The sequence below is a fragment of the Lewinella sp. LCG006 genome, from assembly GCF_040784935.1.
GTDB lineage: Bacteria > Bacteroidota > Bacteroidia > Chitinophagales > Saprospiraceae > Lewinella.
On sequence record NZ_CP160680.1, the window covers coordinates 1,055,640 to 1,080,268 of the forward strand.

General features: G+C 47.5%; 21 protein-coding genes. 11 read left to right on the forward strand and 10 right to left on the reverse strand.

The annotated features are described in order from the left end of the window. Positions 1 to 44 precede the first annotated feature (44 nt). The 4 genes from AB0L18_RS03610 to AB0L18_RS03625 all read left to right on the forward strand — a co-directional run bounded on the left by AB0L18_RS03610 (position 45) and on the right by AB0L18_RS03625 (position 3,445). Positions 45 to 548: an N-acetyltransferase family protein gene (locus tag AB0L18_RS03610; protein ID WP_367391214.1), complete on the forward strand. Its 504-nt coding sequence runs from the start codon at positions 45 to 47 to the stop codon at positions 546 to 548. Between the two features lie 83 nt (positions 549 to 631). Further along, complete coding sequence (gene bla / locus AB0L18_RS03615; protein ID WP_367391215.1) at positions 632 to 1,381, forward strand: subclass B1 metallo-beta-lactamase; 750 nt, start codon at positions 632 to 634, stop codon at positions 1,379 to 1,381. Positions 1,382 to 1,385: 4 nt separating this feature from the next. Continuing rightward, positions 1,386 to 2,474: an endonuclease gene (locus AB0L18_RS03620; protein WP_367391216.1), complete on the forward strand. Its 1,089-nt coding sequence runs from the start codon at positions 1,386 to 1,388 to the stop codon at positions 2,472 to 2,474. 128 nt (positions 2,475 to 2,602) lie between these two features. Continuing rightward, positions 2,603 to 3,445: a DUF6159 family protein gene (locus AB0L18_RS03625; RefSeq protein WP_367391217.1), complete on the forward strand. Its 843-nt coding sequence runs from the start codon at positions 2,603 to 2,605 to the stop codon at positions 3,443 to 3,445. Between the two features lie 79 nt (positions 3,446 to 3,524). On the opposite strand, the gene AB0L18_RS03630 is transcribed toward AB0L18_RS03625, so the two are convergent. Then, on the reverse strand, positions 3,525 to 4,118 hold the full coding sequence (locus tag AB0L18_RS03630) for a chemotaxis protein (RefSeq protein WP_367391218.1): 594 nt from the start codon (positions 4,116 to 4,118) through the stop codon (positions 3,525 to 3,527). Positions 4,119 to 4,402: 284 nt separating this feature from the next. On the opposite strand from AB0L18_RS03630, the gene AB0L18_RS03635 reads away from it, so the two are divergent. From AB0L18_RS03635 to AB0L18_RS03655, 5 genes are all read left to right on the forward strand, one after another. Further along, on the forward strand, positions 4,403 to 6,328 hold the full coding sequence (locus AB0L18_RS03635; RefSeq protein WP_367391219.1) for a glycoside hydrolase family 3 protein: 1,926 nt from the start codon (positions 4,403 to 4,405) through the stop codon (positions 6,326 to 6,328). Positions 6,329 to 6,654: 326 nt separating this feature from the next. Next, the gene (locus AB0L18_RS03640; protein WP_367391220.1) at positions 6,655 to 8,328 is read left to right on the forward strand and encodes an LVIVD repeat-containing protein; all 1,674 of its coding nucleotides are present in this window, start codon (positions 6,655 to 6,657) and stop codon (positions 8,326 to 8,328) included. A gap of 438 nt (positions 8,329 to 8,766) precedes the next feature. After that, positions 8,767 to 10,089 carry an alkaline phosphatase gene (locus AB0L18_RS03645; protein ID WP_367391221.1) on the forward strand — a complete coding sequence of 441 codons (1,323 nt, stop codon included), beginning with the start codon at positions 8,767 to 8,769 and terminating at the stop codon, positions 10,087 to 10,089. 70 nt (positions 10,090 to 10,159) lie between these two features. Continuing rightward, positions 10,160 to 10,936 (forward strand): DUF6503 family protein, encoded by a 777-nt coding sequence (locus tag AB0L18_RS03650; protein WP_367391222.1) that lies wholly within the window; start codon positions 10,160 to 10,162, stop codon positions 10,934 to 10,936. A gap of 132 nt (positions 10,937 to 11,068) precedes the next feature. After that, a complete protein-coding gene (locus tag AB0L18_RS03655) occupies positions 11,069 to 12,025 on the forward strand; it encodes a TolB family protein (protein WP_367391223.1) in 957 nt (318 codons plus the stop codon). Between the two features lie 112 nt (positions 12,026 to 12,137). On the opposite strand, the gene AB0L18_RS03660 is transcribed toward AB0L18_RS03655, so the two are convergent. Continuing rightward, on the reverse strand, positions 12,138 to 13,808 hold the full coding sequence (locus AB0L18_RS03660) for a S41 family peptidase (protein ID WP_367391224.1): 1,671 nt from the start codon (positions 13,806 to 13,808) through the stop codon (positions 12,138 to 12,140). A gap of 110 nt (positions 13,809 to 13,918) precedes the next feature. Between AB0L18_RS03660 and AB0L18_RS03665 the strand changes: the two genes are divergently transcribed. Further along, positions 13,919 to 14,395: an Lrp/AsnC ligand binding domain-containing protein gene (locus AB0L18_RS03665; protein WP_367391225.1), complete on the forward strand. Its 477-nt coding sequence runs from the start codon at positions 13,919 to 13,921 to the stop codon at positions 14,393 to 14,395. A 2-nt stretch (positions 14,396 to 14,397) separates the two neighbouring features. On the opposite strand, the gene AB0L18_RS03670 is transcribed toward AB0L18_RS03665, so the two are convergent. The 4 genes from AB0L18_RS03670 to AB0L18_RS03685 all read right to left on the reverse strand — a co-directional run bounded on the left by AB0L18_RS03670 (position 14,398) and on the right by AB0L18_RS03685 (position 19,983). Then, entirely contained in the window at positions 14,398 to 16,701 is a 2,304-nt protein-coding gene (locus AB0L18_RS03670; protein ID WP_367391226.1) for a TonB-dependent receptor, read from the reverse strand. A gap of 232 nt (positions 16,702 to 16,933) precedes the next feature. After that, on the reverse strand, positions 16,934 to 17,497 hold the full coding sequence (locus AB0L18_RS03675; protein ID WP_367391227.1) for a type 1 periplasmic binding fold superfamily protein: 564 nt from the start codon (positions 17,495 to 17,497) through the stop codon (positions 16,934 to 16,936). Positions 17,498 to 17,956: 459 nt separating this feature from the next. Beyond that, complete coding sequence (locus tag AB0L18_RS03680; protein ID WP_367391228.1) at positions 17,957 to 18,367, reverse strand: hypothetical protein; 411 nt, start codon at positions 18,365 to 18,367, stop codon at positions 17,957 to 17,959. A 59-nt stretch (positions 18,368 to 18,426) separates the two neighbouring features. Beyond that, complete coding sequence (locus tag AB0L18_RS03685; RefSeq protein ID WP_367391229.1) at positions 18,427 to 19,983, reverse strand: glycosyltransferase family 39 protein; 1,557 nt, start codon at positions 19,981 to 19,983, stop codon at positions 18,427 to 18,429. 606 nt (positions 19,984 to 20,589) lie between these two features. Here AB0L18_RS03685 and AB0L18_RS03690 point away from each other — a divergent pair. Next, positions 20,590 to 21,150, forward strand: a complete 561-nt coding sequence (locus AB0L18_RS03690; protein WP_367391230.1) for a hypothetical protein — start codon at positions 20,590 to 20,592, stop codon at positions 21,148 to 21,150. A gap of 11 nt (positions 21,151 to 21,161) precedes the next feature. On the opposite strand, the gene AB0L18_RS03695 is transcribed toward AB0L18_RS03690, so the two are convergent. From AB0L18_RS03695 to AB0L18_RS03710, 4 genes are all read right to left on the reverse strand, one after another. Then, positions 21,162 to 21,857: a carbon-nitrogen hydrolase family protein gene (locus AB0L18_RS03695; protein ID WP_367391231.1), complete on the reverse strand. Its 696-nt coding sequence runs from the start codon at positions 21,855 to 21,857 to the stop codon at positions 21,162 to 21,164. A gap of 36 nt (positions 21,858 to 21,893) precedes the next feature. Continuing rightward, positions 21,894 to 23,171, reverse strand: a complete 1,278-nt coding sequence (locus tag AB0L18_RS03700) for an aspartate aminotransferase family protein (RefSeq protein ID WP_367391232.1) — start codon at positions 23,169 to 23,171, stop codon at positions 21,894 to 21,896. 104 nt (positions 23,172 to 23,275) lie between these two features. Continuing rightward, a complete protein-coding gene (locus AB0L18_RS03705) occupies positions 23,276 to 24,124 on the reverse strand; it encodes a DMT family transporter (protein WP_367391233.1) in 849 nt (282 codons plus the stop codon). Positions 24,125 to 24,219: 95 nt separating this feature from the next. Next, positions 24,220 to 24,624 carry a hypothetical protein gene (locus AB0L18_RS03710; RefSeq protein WP_367391234.1) on the reverse strand — a complete coding sequence of 135 codons (405 nt, stop codon included), beginning with the start codon at positions 24,622 to 24,624 and terminating at the stop codon, positions 24,220 to 24,222. Positions 24,625 to 24,629 lie beyond the last annotated feature (5 nt).

A 24,629-nucleotide genomic window follows, 5' to 3' on the forward strand; every position in this document is an offset into this window, starting at 1 on the left:
ATCAAAGCAAAGAGAAATTATTGGTGGTGCTAAAAGCTTAATCGATGGATACCTCTCCCCTGTTCCGCCTTGCCAATGTGGAGGATGTACCCGCAATCACCGACATCCTCAACCAGTCTATTCAGACGGGTAAGCAAAATGCCTATACCGAGCCCGTTGACCTTGTTGAAAGAACCGCCTGGCTGGCCAAACATCCACCGGAGAAGTGGCCTGTATTTGTGATCGAGCATAACGAAGCCATTGTTGGTTGGTGCTGTTTTAGTGCTTATCGCCCAGAACGCAAATCGTTAGCGGGATTGGCAGAAATTACTTATTACCTTGACCATCGCTGGCAGGGGCGTGGATTGGGCAGCGCGACCATTGATTTTTTACTGGAAGAAGCTCGCAGGCGTACATTCCGCCATCTTTTTGCCGTCACGATGGATACCAATACTGCAAGTATTCGCCTGTTGGAAAAAAAAGGCTTTGATCGCTGGGCACACTTACCAGAGGTTGCTGAAATAAACGGACAGATTTGCGGGCAAGTCTATTATGGCCGTAAGGTTTAAGGTTGATAGATTTATCCCTAACTTTGCAGCGCAAAAATCATTAGTTACGCCCCCTTTCATAAAGCTTAAACTACGAGTTACCAATGAACAAGCTATTTTCACTGCTACTCTTCCTTATGATAAGCAATGTTGCACTCAAGGCTCAGCAACCTGCCGTGCAGCAAATTGGGGAGGATATTCAGCTTATTCGCCTAACGGACAATACGATTATCCACCGCTCCTTTACTGTCTTTGAAGGTTATGGGAGAGTTGGCTCCAATGGATTGATTTATTTGGTTGACAGTACTTGTGTCATTTTCGACACCCCGGCAACGGCCAAAACAACGGTTCGTTTGCTCGATTATCTGACCAAAGAGCAGGGCTATACCGTACAAGCGCTGGTAGTAAACCACTTCCATGAGGACTGCACGGCAGGCCTAGATAGCGTACAAGCACGAGGAATTCTGACCTATGGCAGTAAGAAAACGGTGAATCTATGCTTGGCAGAAGGCAACACCGCTCCACAGAAAAAATTTGGTCGCAAGAAGGTGCTAAAACTAGGTGACCAGCAAATTGTCAATTACTACCCTGGGCCCGCACATACGGTAGACAACATCGTCACCTATCTACCCTCAGAGAAAGTGCTCTTTGGAGGCTGTATGATTAAATCTTTAGGTGCTGGTCGTGGCAACATCAATGATGCCGATCTGGGCAAATGGTCGGATACCGTAGAACGCGTACAAAAGAAATTTCCCGAAGTGGTTCATGTTGTGCCGGGCCATGGCCATGCCGGAGGGCCAGATTTATTGGATTTTACGGTGGAAATGTTTGCGGAAGACCGCATGAAAAAATAAAACCATGAAAAAGCTATTGGCCCTTTGGAGCTTCTTATGCTTCTTGTGCATCCACACAGAAGCGCAGCATCACGAGGTGATTTTTTCCGATTTAGATGGACAAGACCTGCTAGAAGCCGTGATCGAGAATTTTACGCCCGGCACCGTTCAGAGCTATGGTGCTGCCCGCGATCTTTTATTCGGAACCATTGACAAGGTCAACGATAGTTTGCACTGTGTTTACACCGACTGGGCCGTGTACATTACGCCCGGTGCTGACCCCACTGAGGCAGCCTTCCAGGATGGCCAAGGCCTCAATACCGAGCATTGTTGGCCTCGTTCTAATGGTGCAGAATTTGAACCCGCCAAATCAGACATGCACCACCTTTTCCCGACCAGGGTCAATGTCAATCAGGATCGAGGAAATTTGCCTTACGGCGAAATTTCTGATGCCTTAACCGATCGCTGGTATTACCTCAATCAGGAAGTGGGCAACCCACCCTCTAACAATCGGGATGCCTATAGTGAATACCGTCAAAACGTAGCTTTTGAGCCACGGGAATCTTTCAAAGGTAATGTTGCGCGTGCGCTGATGTACTTCTACACCATCTACCGCGACGAAGCCAACGCCAATGCTCCCGACTTTTTCAACAGCCAGCGGGCGACGCTCTGCCAGTGGCACGAACAAGACCCCGTAGATGCCGCCGAGTGGGCGCGTACCTTTGCGATTGCCCAGTACCAGGATGGCAAACCCAATCCCTTTATTGTTGATTGCACCTTACCTTCCCGCCTATATTGCCAGGAGATTCCTAATGCCAATTGTGTGGTGAGTACTCGTGAGGTCGTGGTTGGAGATTTGGCAGCGACCTTTTTCCCAAATCCTACCCACGGACAGGGGCAACTCCAATTACAGACTGCTGAAGCAGGAATTTTGCAAGTACAGTATTTTGATCCACTGGGCCGTAAAGTCCAAACGGAGGAAATAGCCGTATCAGCTGGAGAAGTTACACTAACCTTGACTCTCCCAAGCACCGGGTTTTGGTTTTGTGAACTGCGGCAGGTAACTGATCAGGGCTTGTATCTACAACGGCTGCCGATCGTGGTGATCCCGTAAATCTATTTTGTCGTTAATCTATTTGCACTCATCGATTTAAGATGCTAAGTATTGGCTGTTTTCCCTTATCTTTATTGGGTATTGAGTGAACAAAAATCACCTATTTAATTCATCAAGTAACTTTAGAAATGAGCATCTTTGATCGATTAGGACGCGGCTGGACTTTAGGACTCAAAAGTCTGGAAGTAATCGGAGCCCACCCCAAATTATTACTTTTCCCCGTGCTTTCGGGAGCTGCTTTACTAGCGGTGCTGCTCTCTTTTGGGGGCGCATTTTTGGGCCTTGCCGCTTTCAATTTTGAAGCGATGGAAGCCATATTAAACCGAATGGATCAAGTTGGAGAGGTAGTCTTTTGGTTAGTAGCCTTTATCTTCTACCTGGTCACCTATTTTGTTATCGTCTTCTTCAACGTAGCTTTGGTCTTCAACGTGCGGCGCATATTTGCGGGGGAAGAACCCAGTATTCGCGACGGTATTTCTTTCAGTGCCTCGCGTGCGCCACAGATTCTGGCCTGGGCGGCATTGGCGGCAACCGTGGGTTTGATTATACAAGCTATTGAAGAGCGAGTAGGTAGTTTTGCGTCTAGCATCCTGGGATTTGCCTGGTCGTTGGCGACTTATTTTGTCATTCCTACTTTGGCTGCCGAAGATATTGGCCCGGTAGAAGCCCTAAAAAGATCTTCTCGCACTATCCGCGAGCGTTGGGGTGAATCCATCGGTGCCGGCTTTAGCCTTGGGCTCTTCGTTTTACTAGGCATCGTGATTTCGATCATCACTGGCTTTTTGCTAGGGTTTGCGATTCATCCCGGCGTAGGTGTTTTTGCGGGCATCCTGACCTTCATGCTCACCTTGGTCGTGAATGGTGCAGCTCGCAACGTATTCCTGACCGCTGCTTATGAACACACCCACGGCAACACACCAGAAGCATTTGATGGAGATACCCTGGATGGTATTTTTATGTCGAAGAAGTAATCACAGCTTTTCCCAGCTGGTGGAATAGGGTCCAAATAGTACAGAAGTGTATTATTTGGACCATTTACTTTTCAGGAGGCTATTCTTGTTCAGGTGTCGGATTGTACATCACTACGATTTGAATAACAATCGCTATCAGAATCAAGGCATAAATCTCTAAATGGGTGAAAAGATCCACAGATGCGATGGCGCGTTGACTTTCAAACAACTCTCTTTTTCCTTCCTCTATTTGAATCTCCGATAGATCCTCAAGGTTATCTTTGATTAAAGTGAGCTGATCAGAAAATTTTTGATTAGGCAGCTGTATATCCGTACGCTCGAAAGCTTTCAAGTTTTCAAAATTCTTTTTTAGTTGCCCCAAAATGACCTCTTCTTTTGCTGTAAGTTTTGTTGCAGAGAACAGGTTGATCAATTCTTCAAAACGGGTATTTATGGTAATATTCTTATTATCGAATTGCGAGCGATCGTATTTTATTTGAGCCAATTCTTTCTCCCAAGTTAAGCCAGAGAGATCCAAGAGGATATCTTGCGCCAGCAGACGATCTGCATAGATTGTTTCTACCGAATTTTTTACAATAATGAAATTTTTCCGGTCAATCAGGTTGGTTGCTAGAATAATAAAAAAGACAGACAGGATACCTAAAATCCATTTGATTTTGTTGAAAACACTCATAGGTTGTTTTTTTTGCTGAACAACATCACGACATTTCAATTGCAGCGGTTTTTGAAAAAACAATCACCTCCCACCAAAGTTGGAGGTTTAAAGCAGTGGTTTTGAAAAACAGGTTTTGCAGCTATCCATCCAATGAATATTGTACAGGAGCTCACTTAACAGCAGCACCCAAAAAAACAGGCCAAATTTTATTTTACCACAGATAGCTCAGATGAACACAGATAAAATGCTTACTTTTAATGCGTCAATTACACGCATTAATTCTGTTTCTAAAACTTCGCCTTATGAACCAGTTCCCTTTTCTACTAGTTTTAGCAGTGCTGCTCGCTAGCTGTCAGGAGCATGCCCCAAAGGAGCTTCCGGAATTAGTAAACAAAAAATCCACGGTGCTCCACAACGCGAATGGTCAGCCATTCCGGGATCTGAATGCCAATGGGCAATTGGATATTTATGAAGATGGTACGCAGCCTGTAGAAGCAAGAATCGATGACTTGCTGGGCCAGATGACGGTAGAGGAGAAAGCGGGGATGATGTTCATCAGTGGCGCAGGAGTCAGTACAGATGCTGATCCTGGCAGCAAGGAAGGCGTAGACGGCCCTGCCGCTAGGATGCCTACGATTGCCGAAAACATGGCGGACCGTAAAATGAGCTACTTCAACATTTGGGATATCCCGGAAAATCCGGAAATCATGGCCAAGTGGTACAATAATGTGCAGCTATTTGCAGAAAAAACCAGGCTAGGTATTCCTGTTACGATAGCTTCTGACCCACGCCACCATTTTAGCAAGAACATCTTCGCGATGAGTGCTAAAGGCTTTTCTCAGTTTTGCGAAACGCTGGGGTTTGCGGCACTCGGTGACGAAGCGCTGATGAAGACATTTGCAGATATCGTTCGTCAGGAATACCTGGCCGTAGGTATTCGGGAAGCGCTTCATCCGCAGATTGACCTGGCCACCGAACCCCGTTGGTCGCGCATCAGCGGAACCTTTGGGGAAGATGCGCAGATGTCGGCCAAACTCGTCACTGCCTACCTGGAAGGGATGCAAGGCCTTACCCTTGACGAAAATGGCATCGCCTGCATGACGAAGCACTTTCCTGGTGGCGGCCCACAAAAAGAAGGCCTTGATCCTCACTTTTCTTTTCAGAAGGGACAAATTTATCCTGGTGATAATTTTGACTACCATCTGATTCCATTTGAAGCAGCCTTCGCCGCGAATACGGCTGCTATTATGCCTTATTACGGTGTGCCTACCGATCAAACGGAAGAAAATGTGGCCATGGCGTATAACAAATACATCATCACTACCTTGCTCCGGGAGAAGTACCAATACGATGGGATTGTATGTACCGACTGGGGTTTGATCACCGATGTACCCATGGGGCCAGACATCGTCTGGAAAGCACGGGCCTGGGGTGTAGAGGACCTGAGCGAAGTTGATCGGGTGCTGAGAGTTATTGAGGCAGGTTGCGACCAGTTTGGCGGAGAAAACAGGGTAGAATTGGTCGTTCAGCTCGTCAAAGAAGGCCGCTTAAGCGAAGACCGTATTGATGTTTCGGTAAAGCGTCTGTTGCGGCAGAAGTTCCAACTGGGCCTGTTTGACAATCCCTTCGTAGATGAGACGAAAGTTGCGGAGGTAGTGGGTTTGCCCCAGCACCAGGCACTTGGCGAAAAAACACAGCAGCAAGCTATGACCTTGTTAAAAAACGATGAGCAGACCCTGCCGATGGCCCAAGGGACACTGAAGGTTTATTTGGAGAACATGGACAGCGCCGTAGTGGCCCATTACGCCCAAGTGGTGGCCACGCCTCAGGAAGCTGATTTTGCCATCATCAGGGTAAACACCCCCTGGTACCCTGCTGAGACCAAGATTCCTTTCGCCCTCGGGTTTCATCACGGTGATCTGGACTTTAAAGGGGAGGAAAAAGCCCGGATCATGGATTTGCTGCGTACTGTGCCTACGATCGTAAACATCTACCTGGATCGGCCAGCAGTCATTCCTGATATCGCGGGTGCTGCCAAGGCGCTGATCGCTGATTACGGCGCCAGCGATAAATCGGTGTGCGAGGTATTGTTTGGCAATACTGCACCAATGGGTAAGCTTCCTTTTGAGTTGCCCTCTTCGATGGAGGCGGTAGCTAATCAAAAAACGGATGTGCCTTATGACAGTGAAAATCCTTTGTTTGCCTATGGTTTTGGCTTGGGGTATTAGGAGCCATCACCGAACAACTTCCCCATTTCAGGCTAGCTATTTTGGTGCAGCGCACTACCGTATTTATAGCAAATGATATGGTCTCATGAAAAAGGCGCAAGGAGCCTGCCTACCTGACGTACGGCAGGCAGGGGAGAATCGCAGTGCTGACCGATCGTTTTTTTTTGAACCACCTAAAGCAGCCTCAGGGAGGGCTTGTTATTAGACTTCCCTGAGACTACCTTGCAAAAACAGCTTCTCTATTCAAATTCAGTTGCTTATCTTTAAAATCTCGAAACGAATCAAGCACCTACCCATTAATTTTTGTCACTGAAAAAATTACGTTGATGAGGACGATAGGTACTTTGATTTTTGGTTTAGGGATGCTGGTAAGCTTGTTGGCCCAACAATCAGCAAATATGGCTTTGCTGGGGCAATGGGATGATGGTTCATTGCCGACCTTAGGGGGTGTCGTTTATAATGACATCTGGGGCTATGCTGTAGGTGGAAGAGAATTTGCGATTGTAGGATCCATAGGAAAAGTACATTTTTTTGAAGTTACTGATCCCAGTAATATCGTAGAAGTTGCTGCTATAGCTAGTGGTGGGAACTCTCGCTGGAGAGATATGAAAACCTACGGTACTAATGCTTATAGTGTTGCTGATGAACCGACCTCCAGCGAAGGGCTCCTTGTTTTTGACCTTGCAAACATTACAGGAACAGGCTCTAACAGGGTAACCCTCGTAGAGCAACAAACAAACGTGTTTACGCGTGCACATAACGTGTTTGTTGATGAAGGACACGGAATTCTTTATGTTACCGGAGTTAATTTAGGACATAATCTACTCGTTTACGACCTCAATACAAATCCAGCTAGCCCTTCTTTAATAGCTAGTCTCAACTTTGCAGCAGGATACATCCATGACGTCTACGTCGAAAACAATATTGCTTATTGCTCCCACCTGGGAAATGGGCTACATGTTTATGATATGTCTCCCGTTACCAACCCTCCTCAGGGACAAGGGCCTGGTACACCCGTTGAAATAGGGGTATTGACTGATTACCCTTTCACGGTATTTAACCACAGCAGCTGGGTCAGTAGCAACACCCTAGTGTATGCCGATGAAAAACATGGAAGCCCGCTGGGGATAGCCGACATTAGTGACTTGGAAGACATCCAGGTGCTAGGGAGTTTTTACTCGAATTTGCTCAATGTTGCTAACCCTTACAGCACGACTACTCCGCGTGGACCCATCCCTCATAATCCATTCATTGTGGGCAACCTCTGTATCGCTTCCTACTACCACGATGGCGTCTCGGTTTTTGACATCAGTGACCCTGCTAACGTGGTTCAGGTGGGCTACTACGATACGGATTTGGTTAGTACCAACTACAATGGTTACAACGGCTGCTGGGGTGTTTATCCGTTTTTACCATCTGGCAGAATCATTGCCTCGGATGTATTGAATGGTCTTTTTGTTTTAGAATACAACACCGCCCTCCCGGTCGAGTGGGCCACCTTTACGGCTCAGAAAGATGCCGACCGGGTACGCCTAGATTGGTCCACTACCAAGGAAGAAAACAACGCCGGGTTTATTGTACAACGCGCCGAGGGCAAGCAATGGATCAATCTTGCGCAGGTACTGCCCGAAGCCAAGCAGATCTACCGCAGCTACGATGAACATCCCAATGCGGGTTGGAATACCTACCGGATAGTACAGGAAGACTACGACGGAAGTCAGTCTTATTCTCGTCTGGCCACCGTTTTCTGGGGCGAAGCAACTTCCGAATGGTCGGTGTACCCCAACCCTATACGACCCGGAACTAGCGTGCGACTGAATAATGTAACGGATACTGATGGCTTGTGGCAACTCCACAACACCCAGGGGCAGACCGTGCTGCGTATGCAGGCGGAGCTTGTTGGTGGAGCGGTAAGCCTTCCATTGCCCTACCTCGCTAAAGGGGTTTATTGGTTGGAGGAAGTGGCTACGGGAGCGGTGCAAGCCCTGGTGGTGGAGTAGTTTAGTGGCATTGCCTTCAGTTGCTTCTTTAAATACAAGTCAGAGACTTGCGAACATTCATTTTGGGTCACAGCCCCAAAACAAGCGAGTGCGGTACCGCCCAATGCCCCACCTCCTTCCGAGCGGACACCAACTATGGTGCGAACCGCCAAGCCAGATAGTGCAGCCAATGCCCCACCTCCGCCCGAGCGGAGGACATCAGGTGGGCTTGGAGGGCTAATATCAGCGTGTAAGGCGGATCCTGAAGCGCGCCGCATACCAATCTTCCACCGGGAGAGGAGGACAATGGATGGTAGCGGTATGCGCACAGCGATAGCGAGCACATGAGAGCGAACATCCTCGTGCCGATCCCGGCATGGCCCCAAATGGCTTAATAGATAATTAATCCTACCAAATAGGCCAAAAGGAGCGAAAAACTTACCTTGACGGGAAAAAAGAATGAGAAGCTATTTACTCTTGCTAGCCATTGTGATGGTATTGCCGCTGGCAGCGCAAAATTCACTCTTGCAATCCGGTCCGATGCTGGGTTATTCGGAAATGCGGGAGGTGGTGCTATGGGTGCAAACGACGGAAGCCACTGAGGTTCAATTTGCCTACTGGCCAGAAAACGAAAAGGCAGCACTCCAACTGACCGACCAAATAACGACCACCAAGGCCAATGCTTATACCGCTAAACTCATTGCCGATATGGTAGAGCCCGGCACCAGGTACACCTACGAGCTACGCCTAAACGGTAAAGCCGTAAAATTGCCCTACCCTACCCAATTTCAAACCCAGCACCTTTGGCAGTGGCGCACCGATCCGCCCAACTTTACGGTAGCGGTAGGAAGCTGTAGCTACATTAACGAACCGGTCTACGACCGGCCAGAAAATGCGTACGGCGGCGATTACGACATCTTCACGCGTATCTACGAGCGCAAGCCCGACGCCATGCTGTGGCTAGGCGACAATACCTACCTGCGAGAGGCCGACTGGAATTCGCGCACGGGGATCATGAAGCGCTATACCCATACCCGTTCGGTAAAAGAACTGCAGCCGCTACTTGCCAGTACCCACCACTACGCCATCTGGGACGACCACGATTATGGGCCCAATGACAGTGACCGCAGCTACATCCACAAAGACAAGACACTAGAGGCGTTTCGGCTGTTTTGGGGCAATCCCAGTGTGGGTTTACCCGAAGCACAGGGCGGCATTACCACCGCATTCCAATGGGCGGACATGGACTTTTTTTTGATGGACAACCGCTATTTCCGCACGCCTAATAAGATGCAAAATGGTGAACCGATTTACTTTGGCAAGGTCCAATTGGAATGGCTCATTGATGCGTTGGTGGCTAGTAGTGCGCCCTTTAAATTTGTGGCTACTGGTGGCCAGATTTTGAATACGGAACCTGTTTTTGAAAACTACATCCGGCTGGCCCCCCAGGAACGGTCGTACCTCTTGTCGAGAATAGAAGAAGAAAATATCAAAGGCGTAATCTTCCTGACGGGCGACCGCCACCATACCGAACTGAGCTCCTATGTAAACGCCAAAGGGAATGCGGTTTACGATTTGACCGCCTCACCGCTCACCTCAGGTTCTGGCAGTAACCGCGATGGCGAACACAACCAATTTCGGGATGAAGGAACTTTGGTCGTTGCCCGCAATTTTGGGTTACTCAACTTTAGTGGCCCTTCCGGGGAACGGCAATTGCAAATTCAGATTTTCGATACCAAAGGCGAACCGCTCTGGGAGCGAACGATATTGCAGGCAAAGTAAGAGCTTGATAGAACGCAGATTTAACGGATCCAACAAGATTGACACGGATTTTTTTTAAAAAAAAACAATTATGCGATACTTATACCTTGTTTCCCTACTCCTTTATCTGGGAGCCTGTACTTCTAACACCGAGAATACTTCCTCCACTGAGGCAACCGATCCAGTCATCACCGACACCGCCCGTTGGGTGGTAGAACAGGCGATCCTGCAACACGGAGGTGCCGTTTTGGATACCAGCCTCGTTCGTTTTACTTTCCGGGAGCGAGCCTATACCGCAGCACGCACCGGTGCGGCGTTTTTGTACGAAAGGGAATATACCAATGAGGAAGGGCAAGTCATAAAAGATGCCCTCAGCCCGAAGACTTTTTCGCGTACCATCAACGGAGAGGTTGCCCAACTCTCTGAAAAAGACAGCTCGGCTTATGCCAACTCCCTCAATTCAGTCATGTACTTTGCTTTTCTGCCCTACTTTCTGACCGACCCCGCAGTACAACTGGAATACCAAGGGGTAACGAATGCTTTTGGACAACCTCATCACGAGTTGAAAGTTACTTTTCGCGCAGATGGCGGTGGAAAAGACTTTGAGGATGAGTACGCCTATTGGTTTGCTACCGATGATTTTACGCTGAATTATCTGGCATATAATTTTTTGGTCAACGGAGGGGGAGCACGGTTTCGGGAAGCCTATAATGCTCGAAAGGTAAAAGGCATTGTTTTTCAGGATTACCTCAACTACAAGCCCCAGGATGAGGCCCGCAGAGATATACTGGCGTTTGACGACCTTTTTGCGAAGGGCCAGCTGGATACGCTTTCGCGGATTGACTTAGAGGAAGTAGTGGTGGAGTAAATCTATTCAAGGCATAAGCGAAGTTGTTCAGCGCAAAAAAGCTGCTTTTGGCGTCAATACCGACGCACATTGTAGGATATTGCTATTTCTGCCCTTAGTTTAGGAAGGTTGATTAAGTAAATGGTGCAGAATATGAATTACTTCCCTATTGTCTTGATGGGTCTGGTGTTCTTGATTAGCTGTAGTAATACAGAGGAAAAAGCAGTTGATCTCTCGCTGACAAGCTCGACAAAAACTCCGGAGTTGTTTGCTAAAGACCTGGTGTCGACTGGTCTTTACGAACGTGATATCGCTATTCATCCTTCTGGTGAAGAGATCATTTATACGCTGGGTGACTACAAGCAGAATAAGCGTTGCCTCCTTGTCATCAGGAAGCAGGAGGAGCGTTGGGCATCTCCCGAAGTGTTGAACATATCAGGCCGGTACCAGGATATTGAGCCTTTTTTTGCACAAGGGGGGCAACGGTTGTTTTTTGCTTCCAATCGGCCCTTACACCAAGATTCCGCTGCCGCGGATTATAATATCTGGTACAGTGATCGTGAGGGAGACCACTGGGGAATACCAGTCCCCCTCAATGAAAACATCAATACCCCTGGAGACGAGTTTTACCCTTCCGTTGCGCGCAATGGCAATTTGTATTTTACAGCCACCAAAGCAGAAGGTATTGGTAGAGAAGATATTTACCTTGCTCAACTGGTCAACGGAGAATACCAACTGCCGCAAGTGCTAGACAGTACAATCAACACCAAATACTATGAATTCAACGCCTATGTGAGTCCAGACGAAGACCTTTTGATTTTCAGCGCTTACGGTCGACCGGATGATCTTGGTGGTGGAGACCTCTACCTTGCGCGAAAGGAAGGAGGTGCATGGATGCCCGCCCAAAACATGGGCCCAGGCATCAATTCTGACAAACTTGACTATTGCCCATTTGTCGATGTAGCTAGAAACACCTTTTACTTCACCAGTGAGCGAATGACCATCAGTGATACCTTACGTATTGGCAATATCGCTACCCTGCATCAGCTAGCCAATGCGCCCGGCAACGGGTTGGGGGATATTTATCGGGTTGTGTTTAAAGGGATGTAGTTATTCAAGGTAGCTGACAATTTTTAAAAAAGTCGGAAGTGGGAGGTCGGAAATCGGAAATTTGACCAACCAACAACCATCTATCAAACCTAGGCGTCGAGGTGCAACATCTCTACTGCTTGCGCGCGGTGGCCAAGGGGTTTTCTGTACGTAACATACGAAGGGCCTCCAGGACCATATCGTCTTGTTTGTTCCAAACGGCGAAGAAACCTTCATCACCATATAATTGGCGGGCAATCCGGGCCTTGAGGAAACGATTTATTTCTTTTACTACCCGGCTATTGCTAGGCACAGCGGTTTCTTCTCCCTGCTCGCGGGCATACTGGATGTACTCCTGAAAGACTTTATTGGGTACCTGATAGGTCTTTACAAAATCATCGAGGGTATAGCGGTTGGCAAGGTCTTTTTCTTGTTCAACGTATCGGAAAACAAAACCTGCGGCGTACTGACGCCAACGTAGGTAATCTTCCCGCAATACAAAGGTATCCAGCGGAACAAATACATCAGGGGTAATGCCACCACCACCGTAGACGACATAGCCACTATCGGTAAAGAATTTAGTCGTATCAGCAATCTGGATATTACCTTCTTCCGACAATTCGCCATTGATGAACCGGTCTTCCACATCATGGTCGTAGGCGGCCGCGTCACCCTCTTCGTAGTCTTTTTGGATGCATCGCCCGGAAGGGGTATAATAGCGAGCCACGGTAAGCCGCAAGGCCGATCCGTCGCGCAAGGGGTACTGCTCTTGAACGAGGCCCTTGCCAAAAGAACGGCGGCCAACCAGCACACCACGATCATGATCCTGTATTGCACCCGCCATAATTTCACTGGCCGAAGCCGAACCTTCGTCAATGAGTACAACTACCTGGCCTATGTTGTAGAAAGGACGGCCATTGGTACTGTATTCGGTTCTTTTCACCGTCCGGCCTTCGGTGTAAACCAACAATTTGCCCTTTTCAGGGAATAGCTGGCTGAGCATATTGGTCGCTTGCGTGAGGTAACCTCCAGGGTTGTGACGCAAGTCAATCACCAAATCAACCATCTTATGCTGCTCTACCAATTTCTCCAAAGACTGAACAAACTCATCATAGGTCGTCGCACTAAAACGGTTGACTTTGATGAAGCCGGTTTTTTCATCCAGCATCATCGCTACATCCACACTATGCACGGGGATTTTATCCCTTGTGATATTGAAACTGAGCAGCTCTTTCTGACCAGCCCGCTTGATGCCTACTTTTACTTCAGTGCCCTTTTCACCGCGCAAGAGTGAAAAAATATCCTGCGTGTCGAGTTCTACGCCCGCTACGATAGAGTCTTCAATGGTAACAATTTTATCGCCTGCTTGAATTCCTGCCGCTTCCGAGGGGCCTCCTGCTAGCGGTGTAACGACGACAATCGTATCGTCCAGGATCATAAATTCAACACCAATGCCATCGAAATTTCCTTCCAACTGCTCATTGATGGCGATAAGGTCCTCCGCTGAGATGTAGTTGGAATGGGGGTCCAACTCTTTCATAATCGCATCAATCGCCTGACTGGTGAGAGCATCTTCATCGGCATCCTCCACGTATTTTGCATCAATGTAGCGAAGCAATTCTTCGATCTTGCCCTGCCCTGCCAAACTACGGTGTAAACTGGCTAAATCGGCACCTCCCTGGCTGGCAGCACTAGCCGCCTGGTAGCGTAATCCAATAAACATACCTAGTGCTAAAACACCCGCCAATAAGAGGGGCAACCAGATACTAACTTTACGAAAAAAGGAATTGTCCTGTTGATCCATGCGAAAAAATTGAGGTGCCCTCTACATCACGTTCTTGGGCATTTAATACAAATTATACAAAAAAATGCGAATATTGTTTCTCTTAGTATTCGCGCAAAAACAAAATCACAATGAGCAAAGAAAAGGAAATTGATGATCTAGACCGCAAGATACTCTCTTTGTTGATGCAAAATTCTAAAAAACCTTACACGGAAATTGCCAAAGAACTCTACGTTTCCGGTGGAACCATTCACGTAAGGATGAAAAAGTTAGAAGATGCCGGCATCGTTCGGGGTTACAATCTTACCGTCAACTATGAACAGCTGGGCTACGATGTAGTTGCTTTTCTTGGAGTTTATCTTGACAAAAGCTCCCTCTACGACCAGGTAGCCAAAGAGTTGGCTAAAATACCCGAGGTCGTAAGTGCCCATTACACCACTGGGGTCTACAGCATTTTTGTAAAGATTGTTTGCCGAGATACGGGCCACCTCCGTGATGTGCTCCACGATAAGGTTCAGCCCATCAAGGGTATCCAACGGACAGAAACATTTATTTCATTGGACGAAAGCATCGACCGACCGCTGGATATTGTGGGCGATGGAGAATAACCTCAAAACTCCAGCCGCACATTCACCCGAATATTGCGCCCCTCCTCATCGGCATAATACCGCAGTCGATTGAGGTAATCTCGATAACGCTCGTTCAGAAGGTTGTTGAACTGAACGCCCAGGTGCAAGGTATTTCCCGACCAGCTAATGGCCCCTCCTACGCTAGCATCCAGCAACAAATAAGCTGGCGGCGGCGCGAGAAAATCCTGGCTCGCCAACAATCGCGTCTGCTCGAATACATAACGACCTCCCACCGTCAATTTAGGCTCCGTCAATTTGCCAACACTCGTTCCTAACCAACTGATCTCCGACTGTATCCGGTCGCTGGGTATATACACCAGCGGTTTTTCCTGGCTACGATCATAGCCTCTCACCATGGCATACTGGGCTTGCCACTGCCAGTGGGGGTTCCATTCATAACGTGCGTTTACATCCAGCCCCGCCAGGCGTGCATTCGTCTGCTGGTACCCAAAAACCGGGAAGGCACCACGAATGGTCAGACGCGCTTCCTCCTGAGGTTCCAAATAAATAAAATCGCTCACCAGCTGGTAATAAGCCGTTGCTTCCAACCAAAAGCTTTCGCTTAACTGTAAACTGTTCGTCCAGACCCCCTTTACAGACAGCTCCGGTTGCAAGCTTGCATTGCCTTCCTCAATACTTGCTACCCCCTGGTGCAAGCCCTGGCTGTAAAGCTCATTGACCTCGGGAGACCGACGTACCACCCCCAGGTTCAGCTTACTCGACCAGGCTTTGCTGACGCGGTATTGCCAACCAGCTGCCGCCGAATAATTGTGAAATCGGTGACTAAAACGCTCTACCCGTCGCGGCAAATCCTGAGTGATCGTCGCCACATCCAAGGCCACAAAATCGTAGCGTGCCCCCAGCTGGTACGACTGCCGATCGTGCTGCAACTGCCAGATAAAATACGCCGCTGGCAAATGGCTATTGTAATCGGGGATCAGCGGAAAAACACCTGTTCCTGGCTGATTATCGTTTTCGTTGTAACGGTATTGTAGGCCTATTTTTTTAGTAGCATGGCCCGCTTCATCTTGCCAAAACACATCCACAAAGTGCGACTGTAAAGCCAAATCCAAGGCAGCACGCTCAGATCGATCACCACGACGCACATCAAATTCCTCCCGCCGATTCAGCTGTCCGGCGTAGGTCAATTGCAAAGAACGGTTGGGGGCCAGGTAATACTTGGTATTGTATTTCAACAAATGATGTTGTACACGTTGCCGAGGTTCCTCCAATTCGTACGAAAAATTGGGCCGGGTATAAAAGGGCTCCTCTCGCCCAATGGCTGTTTCCAGATCTGTCGTATTGGCAATGTGCGCTCCCCGCAGAATCCCCACCTCCGTATGAAAGTAGCTGTAGTAGAGGGTATGAAACCAATGATCATTTATCGTTTTCTGAAGTTGCAATGCCGCATTTCGCTCCCGGACGCCCGTATTGCGCAAAAAATAATCCGGTGTCCGGTGGTCGCCGCCTTGCTTAAAGGTGCCAATCACTCGCCAATCTACCCAACTGCCTTTTTTCTCCAACCGTGTCGATACCGTATGCTGGCGGCCATTGGTTTCCAGCACATACTGGGTAGCACCGTGCAGGTGAGGGTCTTGTGGAATATTTCCTGGCTCCACCAGTACGGCTCCTCCCAGCGTATTGCCTCCATAGGCCAGGCTCTCCACGCCTTTGATGACTTTTATTCGATCCGCTGTAAAGGGGTCAATTTCCGGCGCATGGTCTACGCCCCACTGCTGCCCCGCCTGAATGATGCCGTTGTTGAGAATGGCAATCCGGTTGCCCGTAAGGCCATGAATAACGGGTTTGGCGATCCCGCTACCATTGCGAATCACGCTCAGGCCCGCAATGTTTTCGAGCAGGTTGGCCAGGTTTTTACCGGCACCCTCCTCCAGCTCCTGCCGCGTAAGTGTTTCCTGGCTTTGCCCGGCGTTGCGTTCTTGTTGTCCTCGCACTTCCACACTTTCCAGCAAGGCAGCTTGGTGAGCCAACGCAATCTGCAGTGTTGTATCACCACGTAAATCCAGAAAAATTCGCTCCGGATGGCACCCCAGATGGCTCACGCTGAGGTGATACTCCCCAGCGCAAAGCCCCCCCAACTCAAAGCGGCCATTATCATCAGTAGCGGTCCCCTCCCCTAGCTCTTCTATGTAGATATTGGCGTAGCTCAGTGGATACGCTGGCGAATTATCAAAGACCACGCCCGATAAGGTCAGCGAGCAATCTTGCGCTTGCGCAGACAGCCCCAATAAGGATAAGGTCAGGAGGAGAATCAATTTTTTCAATGGTAGATGGTTATTGATCAAGGGAGTTGAAACCTTTGCTGGGCCCCAACTCCCCGACCTATTAATAGACTTGTTCGGCCGGGAACATTTGGGGGCTGACTTGCTCTCTTTCGCTCCCACTTCGCAACCAAAGTGGTCACGTAGCTAAGGCTATGTTCCCACTTTGCTCGCTTGAGGGAACAAAAGATAGCGGCGTCTTCCCTCCAAAGCCCCCCGGACGAACAAGTCTAATTTACTGGATCACTATCGGAAACGCTACTTCAATATCCGTTTCCCCACCCGCGTTTGTGATGTCGCCATCTTTCACACCCGCAGCGTTCTTAGCGGGCTCGTGACGCAAAATTACCACCAGGTTTCCACTGCTGCTTGCACCACTGGTGCAGGTGGTCAGTAGCCCTAGTGGATTGCCATCAGCATCCTGGTCGGCATAGCTCACCGACAGGTTGAGACCTCCATCAGTCGCAAAGAAAAACTGATGCTCTTCCTGCTCGGCTTCTATCTCCTCGGTGATATCTTCTACCGGGGTCTCACTCTCATTTAGCAAGGTGATTGTAGCATTATAAACGGTATTGGCCGCCAGTGTTCCACCCGTGATCGTAGGAGCAATAGCACCATCACCATCGGGATCAGAGAACACCAGGCTCACCACATCGCCACCGCCCTGGGGCGTCAGTACAATGGTCATGTTCGTAATCAATTCTTCTACGACGGGGATAACGACCTCATCGTCTTCGCACGAAAAAAACACCGTCGCAACGGCAAGAAAAGCTAATACTGAAAATTTATGTAGAGACATTGTTGTTGATTTTGATTTGAGTGTGCTACTGATTAGTGGTGGTTATCGTTAAGGGGTATAGGGCTAAGGACGTAAGGCTGAGGGCCTGGGGTACCCACCTGTAGCGATACCACAAAATTGTAGCACAATCATTTGATTTTTTGATTTTAAGAAGATTGTTGGGGCCTCCCTCCCTAAGGTCGGGCGCTAGGCTCCGTAGTTCGCTGTTCGCTCAGCCAGCCTGCCCCTCAGCCGGGGCAGCTACTGCGCAGCGCTAGGCCGTGCAGCAGGCGAGCGTTCCCACAAAATGAAATGGTTTGTTTTTAGCCACAGAAATACTAAGTAAAAAGACGGAAATAACTGCCTGCTTACCGCAGGTAGGCAGGTTTAATTCGTCACTAATACACAAAAATCCTTTTGTGCTTTTTTGTATTTCCGTGATTTAGTGGCTATTGACCCACCGTCACTTAGTGTGTAAAACTACCCCATCACTGGCGGGCCTCGCGCCGGAGCGGTCCGAAGGCTTGGACGCTCATTAAGTCCCAGGTAACAAAACACTTCTACAGAAGGTACCCTAGGGATTTCAAGATGGATTTTTGTTAAAGAAAAAGAAAGCGGAACGAGCAACGAGTGACACCACTGACACTCCTGCTCTGCATGGCTAAGGTGGGCCGGGTGATCACAAGCATCGGCTGCGCCTGCGTGAAAAATGCTGCGGTGGCAAGCATCAGCTTCATCAGCTCCGGTATGTTGCTCAGCTTGAAGATGGCTGTGTTCCAACTGGTGATAAACCGACTGCTGAAACTGGCCTAGCAAAAATGGCAAAAGGCAGCCCACTACCCCCATTAGGCGTAGCAAAGAAATACCGGCCTTGCGCTCTTTTTGCAACATAATTGCAAATATAACATCCCTCCTTTACTTTTGTTGATAAGCACCCAAAAAAGTCTAACTTACTTTTCTCTCCAAATTCCATCTGCCATTTTTTCTTCTTTCACGATCTCTCGCCATACAGCCCGCACGTCCATTGTAGCTTGCGTTTTAAAAAAAATGTACCCGGGGTCTCGCGCCAAAGGATGCGCTATACTGTCGACAAAAATCATTTCATTGAAAAACTCCGACGTTGGATGCCACTCATCGTAAACTTGCAGCTGGTGGTCAAAATCCACTTCCTGCGGGATCCACATCGTAAAGCTGGAACTAAAACTGAGGCATTCCGGCAAGCCGTATTCCTCCCGATGAAAATTCAAGACCCCCGCCTGCCCGTAGTTGTCGGCGTAGAGCATGGTCTTGCTTTGTTGTTCGGGGGTCAGGCTGTGATAGAAGGTCGCTACTTTTGCAGGCAACTCTTCCCAACCGTGCATGTCGGCAAAATCTTGAGGCAGGGTACGGACCACTCCGTCTTCCCAACGCAAGGGACCCGTAAGTCCGTAATGATCTTTAAAATAGCTACAGTAAGCTTGCATTTTTTCTACCGACATCAAAGGTAGGCCGTAGGGGATAATCGGCGCATTGAGTACCAACATTGCGGGCAACAAAGTCCAGGCAAAGCGCCCCAACCAGCGTTCCCACATCACTCCACCGGCCGCCAAGAGCATCCCGTAAGCACCAATGGTGTAATACGCCTTACCACTCAGCAGCAACAAAATGCCCAGGGTCAACAGAAACGCCCAGCCCAGGAGTCGGTAAGGAGCCAACTGCTTTACACGCAAAAGTGCCCATAAGCCTACGACCCAAACCAGGGTGCCACTCCAATGAAACATCAGCTGGGGCAGTAGAAAATCAGCGGGCGTCATGTATACCAGTTGCGTTCGAGCCAGCTCATCCATGTGTCGAATAACGGGCCAGTCATAGCTGTACTGCCAGTAAAGGTTGGGGCTGGCGATCAACAAGGCCAAGCCTACCGCCAGGTAGGGATGCGGACTGAGGAGCTGTTTTCTTTCCTTACTCAAGAGGAAAGCCGCAGCCAAGGCTAGTAAAAAGAACACAATGGAATACTTGGTTAAAAAACCTAATCCCGCTACTATCCCCAGCGCATACCAGTAAGTTGGTCGCTGGTACTTGATGATCCTGACCACCAAAAAAGCGGACAACAACCAGCAAAACTGATTGAAACTCACGGGCTGAAATAAGTTGTTGCTTCCCAGATAGGCCGGCGACAAAAGAAAGGCCCCGCCCGCAATGAGCTGAGCTTGTTTGCGACCACCAAAGTCCCGTGTCATTGCTCCTACCAAAAAAATAGAAACAGCTCCCACCAAGGCTGGAAAAAACCGAACCGCGAAAATAGTATCTCCCAATAAGCCACGTGCCAGTTTACCCAGCACCGCAATCATGGGTGGCACTTCCAGATAGCCCCACGCCAAGTGGTCGCCTTCCGCCAGATAGAGGTACTCGTCGCGGTGTAAACCGTAGAAGTCGTGCGAATAATAGTGCAGTGCTAATTTCAGAATAGCCAAAGCCAGGAGGCCCTGCCAAAAAAGCTTGGGCGTAGTGCGCTGAACATCGGTCATGGTGCTCTTTTATTTTAAAGATAGCAAAGAGGGGGCTTGTCCCCTATGAAGGAGGTTTTTAAAAGTCGGAAAGCGGAAGTGGGAAGTCGGAGGTATTTGGGGTTGATGGGATGGAAAGATGTAAGGATTTTTCTGGCCGGGCCTAACAGCACAAAATTTTGTATTAGCTCCTATTCTAATTCTTGCTTTACAAGAATTGAAAATAGTTCAATATGATGATATTCTATTATGAATTTAGAATATGGTTCCTCAAGGCTATCACTCATACGCTAGAGGAGTGCCTTTAAAATAACATCCTTATACCCAGGCTGTACAAGCTGATGCTTTTTTGATGCGACGGATTTTAGCGCTTTCTTGGCAAGCAAAATTGATGCGTAAAGTTGCCCTCAGCCAGGTTGCGCGGGCTTCAGTCCGCACTCATAGAAAGGAGAGAACTCGTTGCGGGCTAAAGCCACGCGACCACGAAGTAGCAGCGGAGCTAAACCTGAATTAACACCAGATTGAACACCCCAAGTGTAAAAGTGTAAGGTTTTTCAATTATATTAGGAATAAATGTCCGCCTTCTAAGCTCGTATAAAACAAGTTGGTGGTCAGCAAAAATGAAAAATGAAAAAAATAGACTCAAAAGAAATCGGCGAATTACTCCAAAATGAGGAATTTGACGATTGGTGGGAAAGTGAACCGATACAAATTCCATTGCTCGAAAATAAAGCATTGAAAATAACACTTATGGATTTTGTTCCAGAAGAAGATGATGAATTCTTAGCTGGAGCAGATAATACCTTGAAGAATTTCCTATCAAAGAAAGAAGAAGAAAGGTTCGACCTTTCAGATTTAGTATATAAAAACTGTATGGAATTTTTAAATGCTATTGGATATGATGAGATGGACAAAGCTTTGTGGGAAATAAAAAACAAAAACGAAATATGGAAGTATGTATACCCGCAAGAAATTCACATAACAAGGAGACACAGAAGAGATGAGGATGTTTATTTGAGCATAATCTGTGAATGTGAGTGGGAACAAGAACATGGACTTCAACTTGTCTTTAGAAGAGGAAAGCAGATAACAAGAATTAGTAGCCAGGATGGACATTTAACAGAAGCAGACGCATATGACAAACTTGATGAAGAAGATGAACTATTAAGTAAGTTTAAAGGAAATTAAAGCCCAGCTCATCAAATCATCACAAAGAGCAGGTCTTCCTCTTGAGCCAACTGTGCCACTATTTCGCCTTTGTTGTTCCAGTTGGCAGAGCGCCCGGCACCTATGAAATCATCGGCAGGACCGACGTTATTGACCATCATCACCGGGATTTCGTTTTCGCGAGCGATCATCGCCAAACGCTGGTGGGCATTTTCGACGCCGCTCGCCGATTTGGCCACACTCGCCAGGTACATTTCGGCGCCACCTGCAGTGGCTGCCTGGGCGTGCTCAAGGACGGAAAGCTCATAGCAAATGGCAAAGGCAATTCGCCTATTCTTGACAATCAGATAAGGGAAATTATCACCACTGACGAAATACGGTTCTTCATCCGGATGCAAGTACTTTTTGGAGTAGACCTGCCGCTCTGACCAGGGCTGAAACAGTAGCAAGCTGATACAAACGCCAGTCTCTTGTTGAGTAGGTGCACCAACCCCAATCACCAGTTGATAGATATCGCTGAGTTGTTGAAAAACCTTTAATCGGGCATCCTCTTGGGTAAAGGCCAAATCTTTGGCTAGGGAGGGTTCGTAGCCCGTGAGCGACAATTCAGGAAAGATGATCATCGCCGCTTGCGCTGCTGCAGCCCGTTCGATAAATGCTATGTGCTTGCGTAGGTTCACCCCCAAATCACCGGGCACTAATTGTATTTGAGCTAGGGCTATTTTCATGCTGTAGCACTTTGTTTTTATCAATCCCCCCTTATGCTACAATGGTCTAGCATGCTTGTTCTCTGAAATTTTCTTGGCTCCTTGTTGTAAAGTCTTTAGCTCCTCAACAAATAAAGTCAATTTTTCTATTGAAACATGCTCCATTACCACCACTTTGAACCAACGAGGGGTCAAGTGATTGTCAGGAACCAATCCAAACTTTTGCGTAATATGGTGATTCAGAAAATGCGCTCTGATGGTTACTATATTCGACATGGGGTTTCGATAATACGCTACCTCCAATTGTTGCAATTGCTTGCATAACCATTCTGCTCGTTTTTGGAGTATTAGTATCTTTTCGTACCAACCGAATGGTCCATTTTTTACTAAAATCATCCAAACAGCAATAGCATTTGCCCCTGATCTACTGCCTATCAAGGTAAAGTCCTCTCCCTCTACATAGCTTGCTTCTTGTGTATTTACGTTATTGATCAGCCCTTTTCTTATTAGGAAGATACCGGTGCCATAAGGAGATTGGGCCATTTTATGCGCATCGAGCGTAAATGACGTTATATCAGGATTTTGGAAAGTGAGTAAGCTATCCTCATCGGTAAAAGGGGAATAAAACCCACCATAAGCTCCATCCACGTGAAGCTTGAACTCACATGAAAATTTCTTCAAGGAGGAGGTCAATACTTCGATATCATCAACAGAACCAAACATGGTTGTCATCATATTACAGACAACAATGAAATATTTTTTACCCTCCTTTTTCGCGCGCTGTAATACCTCTTCAACTGCCGGGCGGCTAATTGCTCTTGTTTCTTCATCAACCGCTATTTTATAAATCGCTAATGACAAGAGATTGGCTGCTTTATCCATGGAATAATGACTATCCTCACTGCATACTATCGCTATTTCCGCTTGGTTGGCTGAAAATTTATTCTTAAAAAAGTTTCTGTATATCCAGATCGCCTGGATATTTGCTTCGGTTCCTCCTGACGCTACGTAGCCATCTTGCTCTTCATAATTTCCTTTCAGAATATCGACTGCGCAGATTTCAATCAGTTCTTTTTCAATGGCATGTGTCCCTGCAAAGAAGGGTTCCGATTTGCCTAAAGTATGGCACCCTATATGATTAGGATTTTTGACCAGCGCATACATGAATGGCGCTTCTTTTAAGAAAGATGCATCTTGATTGAATACCTTATCATCTAAATAAGAAGCAGGCACGCCAAGTGCTCCTTCTCTATCATAATTGATGTTTTTCTCAAGTGCATCGAACACCCTTTTCTTTATTTCTTCTTGTGATTTTATCGTCCAGATTTTTGTCATCTTTCTCTTTTGAATCGCTGTAAGAACTTGAGTAGTGATCGCCCGCAAAAAGGGACCCTACAAGATAGTATTTTGCGTGGATCTTTACTTTTGTCTTGATATGCTTAAGGGGTTGTTTTCTTTTCTTTCCCGTAAATATTCATCACCATACCAGCAATAATAAGCAGAATGCCCAGCATGGGTAACAAGGCATAACCTTCCCCAAAAAAGAGATAACCCATGATGAGGGCGTAGACCAACTCCATATATTTAAACGGGGCCAGCACACTGGTTTCGGCATGCTGAAAGGCCTTGGTCATAAAAGCCTGACCAAACAAACCGAAGATACCAATACCGATCACAGAGTTCCACTCGTCTGGTAAAGGGTACCGCCAATAAGAGACAAAGCAAAGCCCTACCAGCATACAAACGACCATGAAGTAATTGATGATCGTGAGGAAGTGTTCTTTGTCGCTGAGGTAGCGAATAAGTACAAATACCATTCCGAGAAAAAAGGCAGAAGTGAGCACCAACCCAAGACTGAGATAATCGATCCTGAGGTCAAATCCTTTGATCACTATCACCCCCGAAAAGGCAATTACAAAACTGATCCATTGCCAAAGGCTCACCTTCTCTTTGAGGTACAACCACGCTAATACGGCTCCGAAAATAGGCCCCAAATAACGAATAGATACCGCCGAACCCAGCGGGATTCGCTGAAGACCCATAAAGAAGGTTGCCAAAGAGATGACACCGACGACAGATCGGGCAAGCAATAATTTCGGGTTATTGCCTACTATATCTATCCGTCGATAAAGCATATAGGGGAAAATAAAAACGAAAGAACCAAAAGCTCTTAAAAAAACGACTTGCAAGGGGTGCATTCCCGAGAGATCTTTGGCCATCGCATTCATGATGGCAAAGGAAAGGGTTGCGACCAGGATATAGATAATCCCCTTGGAGATAACCTTCAATTTTATGGAAAGTAGGTGTAAGAAATTGAGGCAGCGGGGATAAGCTCGAAAAAGTTTATCCCCGCTATCTTTAGTAATAGAGCTAATGCAGAAGATTAATCATCAAAATCATCTTCTGGCTCATCGGCAATTTCATCACCTAGGTCATCGGTCAATTCTTCTGTCTCTCCAAGGTCATTGTCATCATTGGCGTTGAAATCATCCAAAAAGTCGAGATCATCGTACTTATCGGCGTATTTCTCTCTCGCTTTCGCTTTGAGGATACCATCGTCATCATAGTCATCGTCTTCTTCGATGATGTTGGTTGCCCGCACGGGGGTCATACGAATGAGGTAATAATAATCTTCCGTTTCGAAGGGTAAGCCCATCTTGCGTTGCCCGTCTCTGTTAACAAACGAGATCAAGTGTTGACTGAACCCTCGTGGATATACCAATTTGATTTGTTCGACTACTTCCGGTGGAAGTTTTTCATAATCTTTAATCACTTTTGGCTTGCTCATGCTCT

What these genes read in the sequence shown, in the direction of transcription:
- AB0L18_RS03610 (WP_367391214.1), top strand. Translation starts at nt 45, where the DNA reads ATGGATACCTCTCCCCTGTTCCGCCTTGCCAATGTGGAGGATGTACCC.
- bla (WP_367391215.1), top strand. Translation starts at nt 632, where the DNA reads ATGAACAAGCTATTTTCACTGCTACTCTTCCTTATGATAAGCAATGTT.
- AB0L18_RS03620 (WP_367391216.1), top strand. Translation starts at nt 1,386, where the DNA reads ATGAAAAAGCTATTGGCCCTTTGGAGCTTCTTATGCTTCTTGTGCATC.
- AB0L18_RS03625 (WP_367391217.1), top strand. Translation starts at nt 2,603, where the DNA reads ATGAGCATCTTTGATCGATTAGGACGCGGCTGGACTTTAGGACTCAAA.
- AB0L18_RS03630 (WP_367391218.1), bottom strand. Translation starts at nt 4,118, where the DNA reads ATGAGTGTTTTCAACAAAATCAAATGGATTTTAGGTATCCTGTCTGTC.
- AB0L18_RS03635 (WP_367391219.1), top strand. Translation starts at nt 4,403, where the DNA reads ATGAACCAGTTCCCTTTTCTACTAGTTTTAGCAGTGCTGCTCGCTAGC.
- AB0L18_RS03640 (WP_367391220.1), top strand. Translation starts at nt 6,655, where the DNA reads ATGAGGACGATAGGTACTTTGATTTTTGGTTTAGGGATGCTGGTAAGC.
- AB0L18_RS03645 (WP_367391221.1), top strand. Translation starts at nt 8,767, where the DNA reads ATGAGAAGCTATTTACTCTTGCTAGCCATTGTGATGGTATTGCCGCTG.
- AB0L18_RS03650 (WP_367391222.1), top strand. Translation starts at nt 10,160, where the DNA reads ATGCGATACTTATACCTTGTTTCCCTACTCCTTTATCTGGGAGCCTGT.
- AB0L18_RS03655 (WP_367391223.1), top strand. Translation starts at nt 11,069, where the DNA reads ATGAATTACTTCCCTATTGTCTTGATGGGTCTGGTGTTCTTGATTAGC.
- AB0L18_RS03660 (WP_367391224.1), bottom strand. Translation starts at nt 13,808, where the DNA reads ATGGATCAACAGGACAATTCCTTTTTTCGTAAAGTTAGTATCTGGTTG.
- AB0L18_RS03665 (WP_367391225.1), top strand. Translation starts at nt 13,919, where the DNA reads ATGAGCAAAGAAAAGGAAATTGATGATCTAGACCGCAAGATACTCTCT.
- AB0L18_RS03675 (WP_367391227.1), bottom strand. Translation starts at nt 17,497, where the DNA reads ATGTCTCTACATAAATTTTCAGTATTAGCTTTTCTTGCCGTTGCGACG.
- AB0L18_RS03680 (WP_367391228.1), bottom strand. Translation starts at nt 18,367, where the DNA reads ATGTTGCAAAAAGAGCGCAAGGCCGGTATTTCTTTGCTACGCCTAATG.
- AB0L18_RS03685 (WP_367391229.1), bottom strand. Translation starts at nt 19,983, where the DNA reads ATGACCGATGTTCAGCGCACTACGCCCAAGCTTTTTTGGCAGGGCCTC.
- AB0L18_RS03690 (WP_367391230.1), top strand. Translation starts at nt 20,590, where the DNA reads ATGAAAAAAATAGACTCAAAAGAAATCGGCGAATTACTCCAAAATGAG.
- AB0L18_RS03695 (WP_367391231.1), bottom strand. Translation starts at nt 21,857, where the DNA reads ATGAAAATAGCCCTAGCTCAAATACAATTAGTGCCCGGTGATTTGGGG.
- AB0L18_RS03700 (WP_367391232.1), bottom strand. Translation starts at nt 23,171, where the DNA reads ATGACAAAAATCTGGACGATAAAATCACAAGAAGAAATAAAGAAAAGG.
- AB0L18_RS03710 (WP_367391234.1), bottom strand. Translation starts at nt 24,624, where the DNA reads ATGAGCAAGCCAAAAGTGATTAAAGATTATGAAAAACTTCCACCGGAA.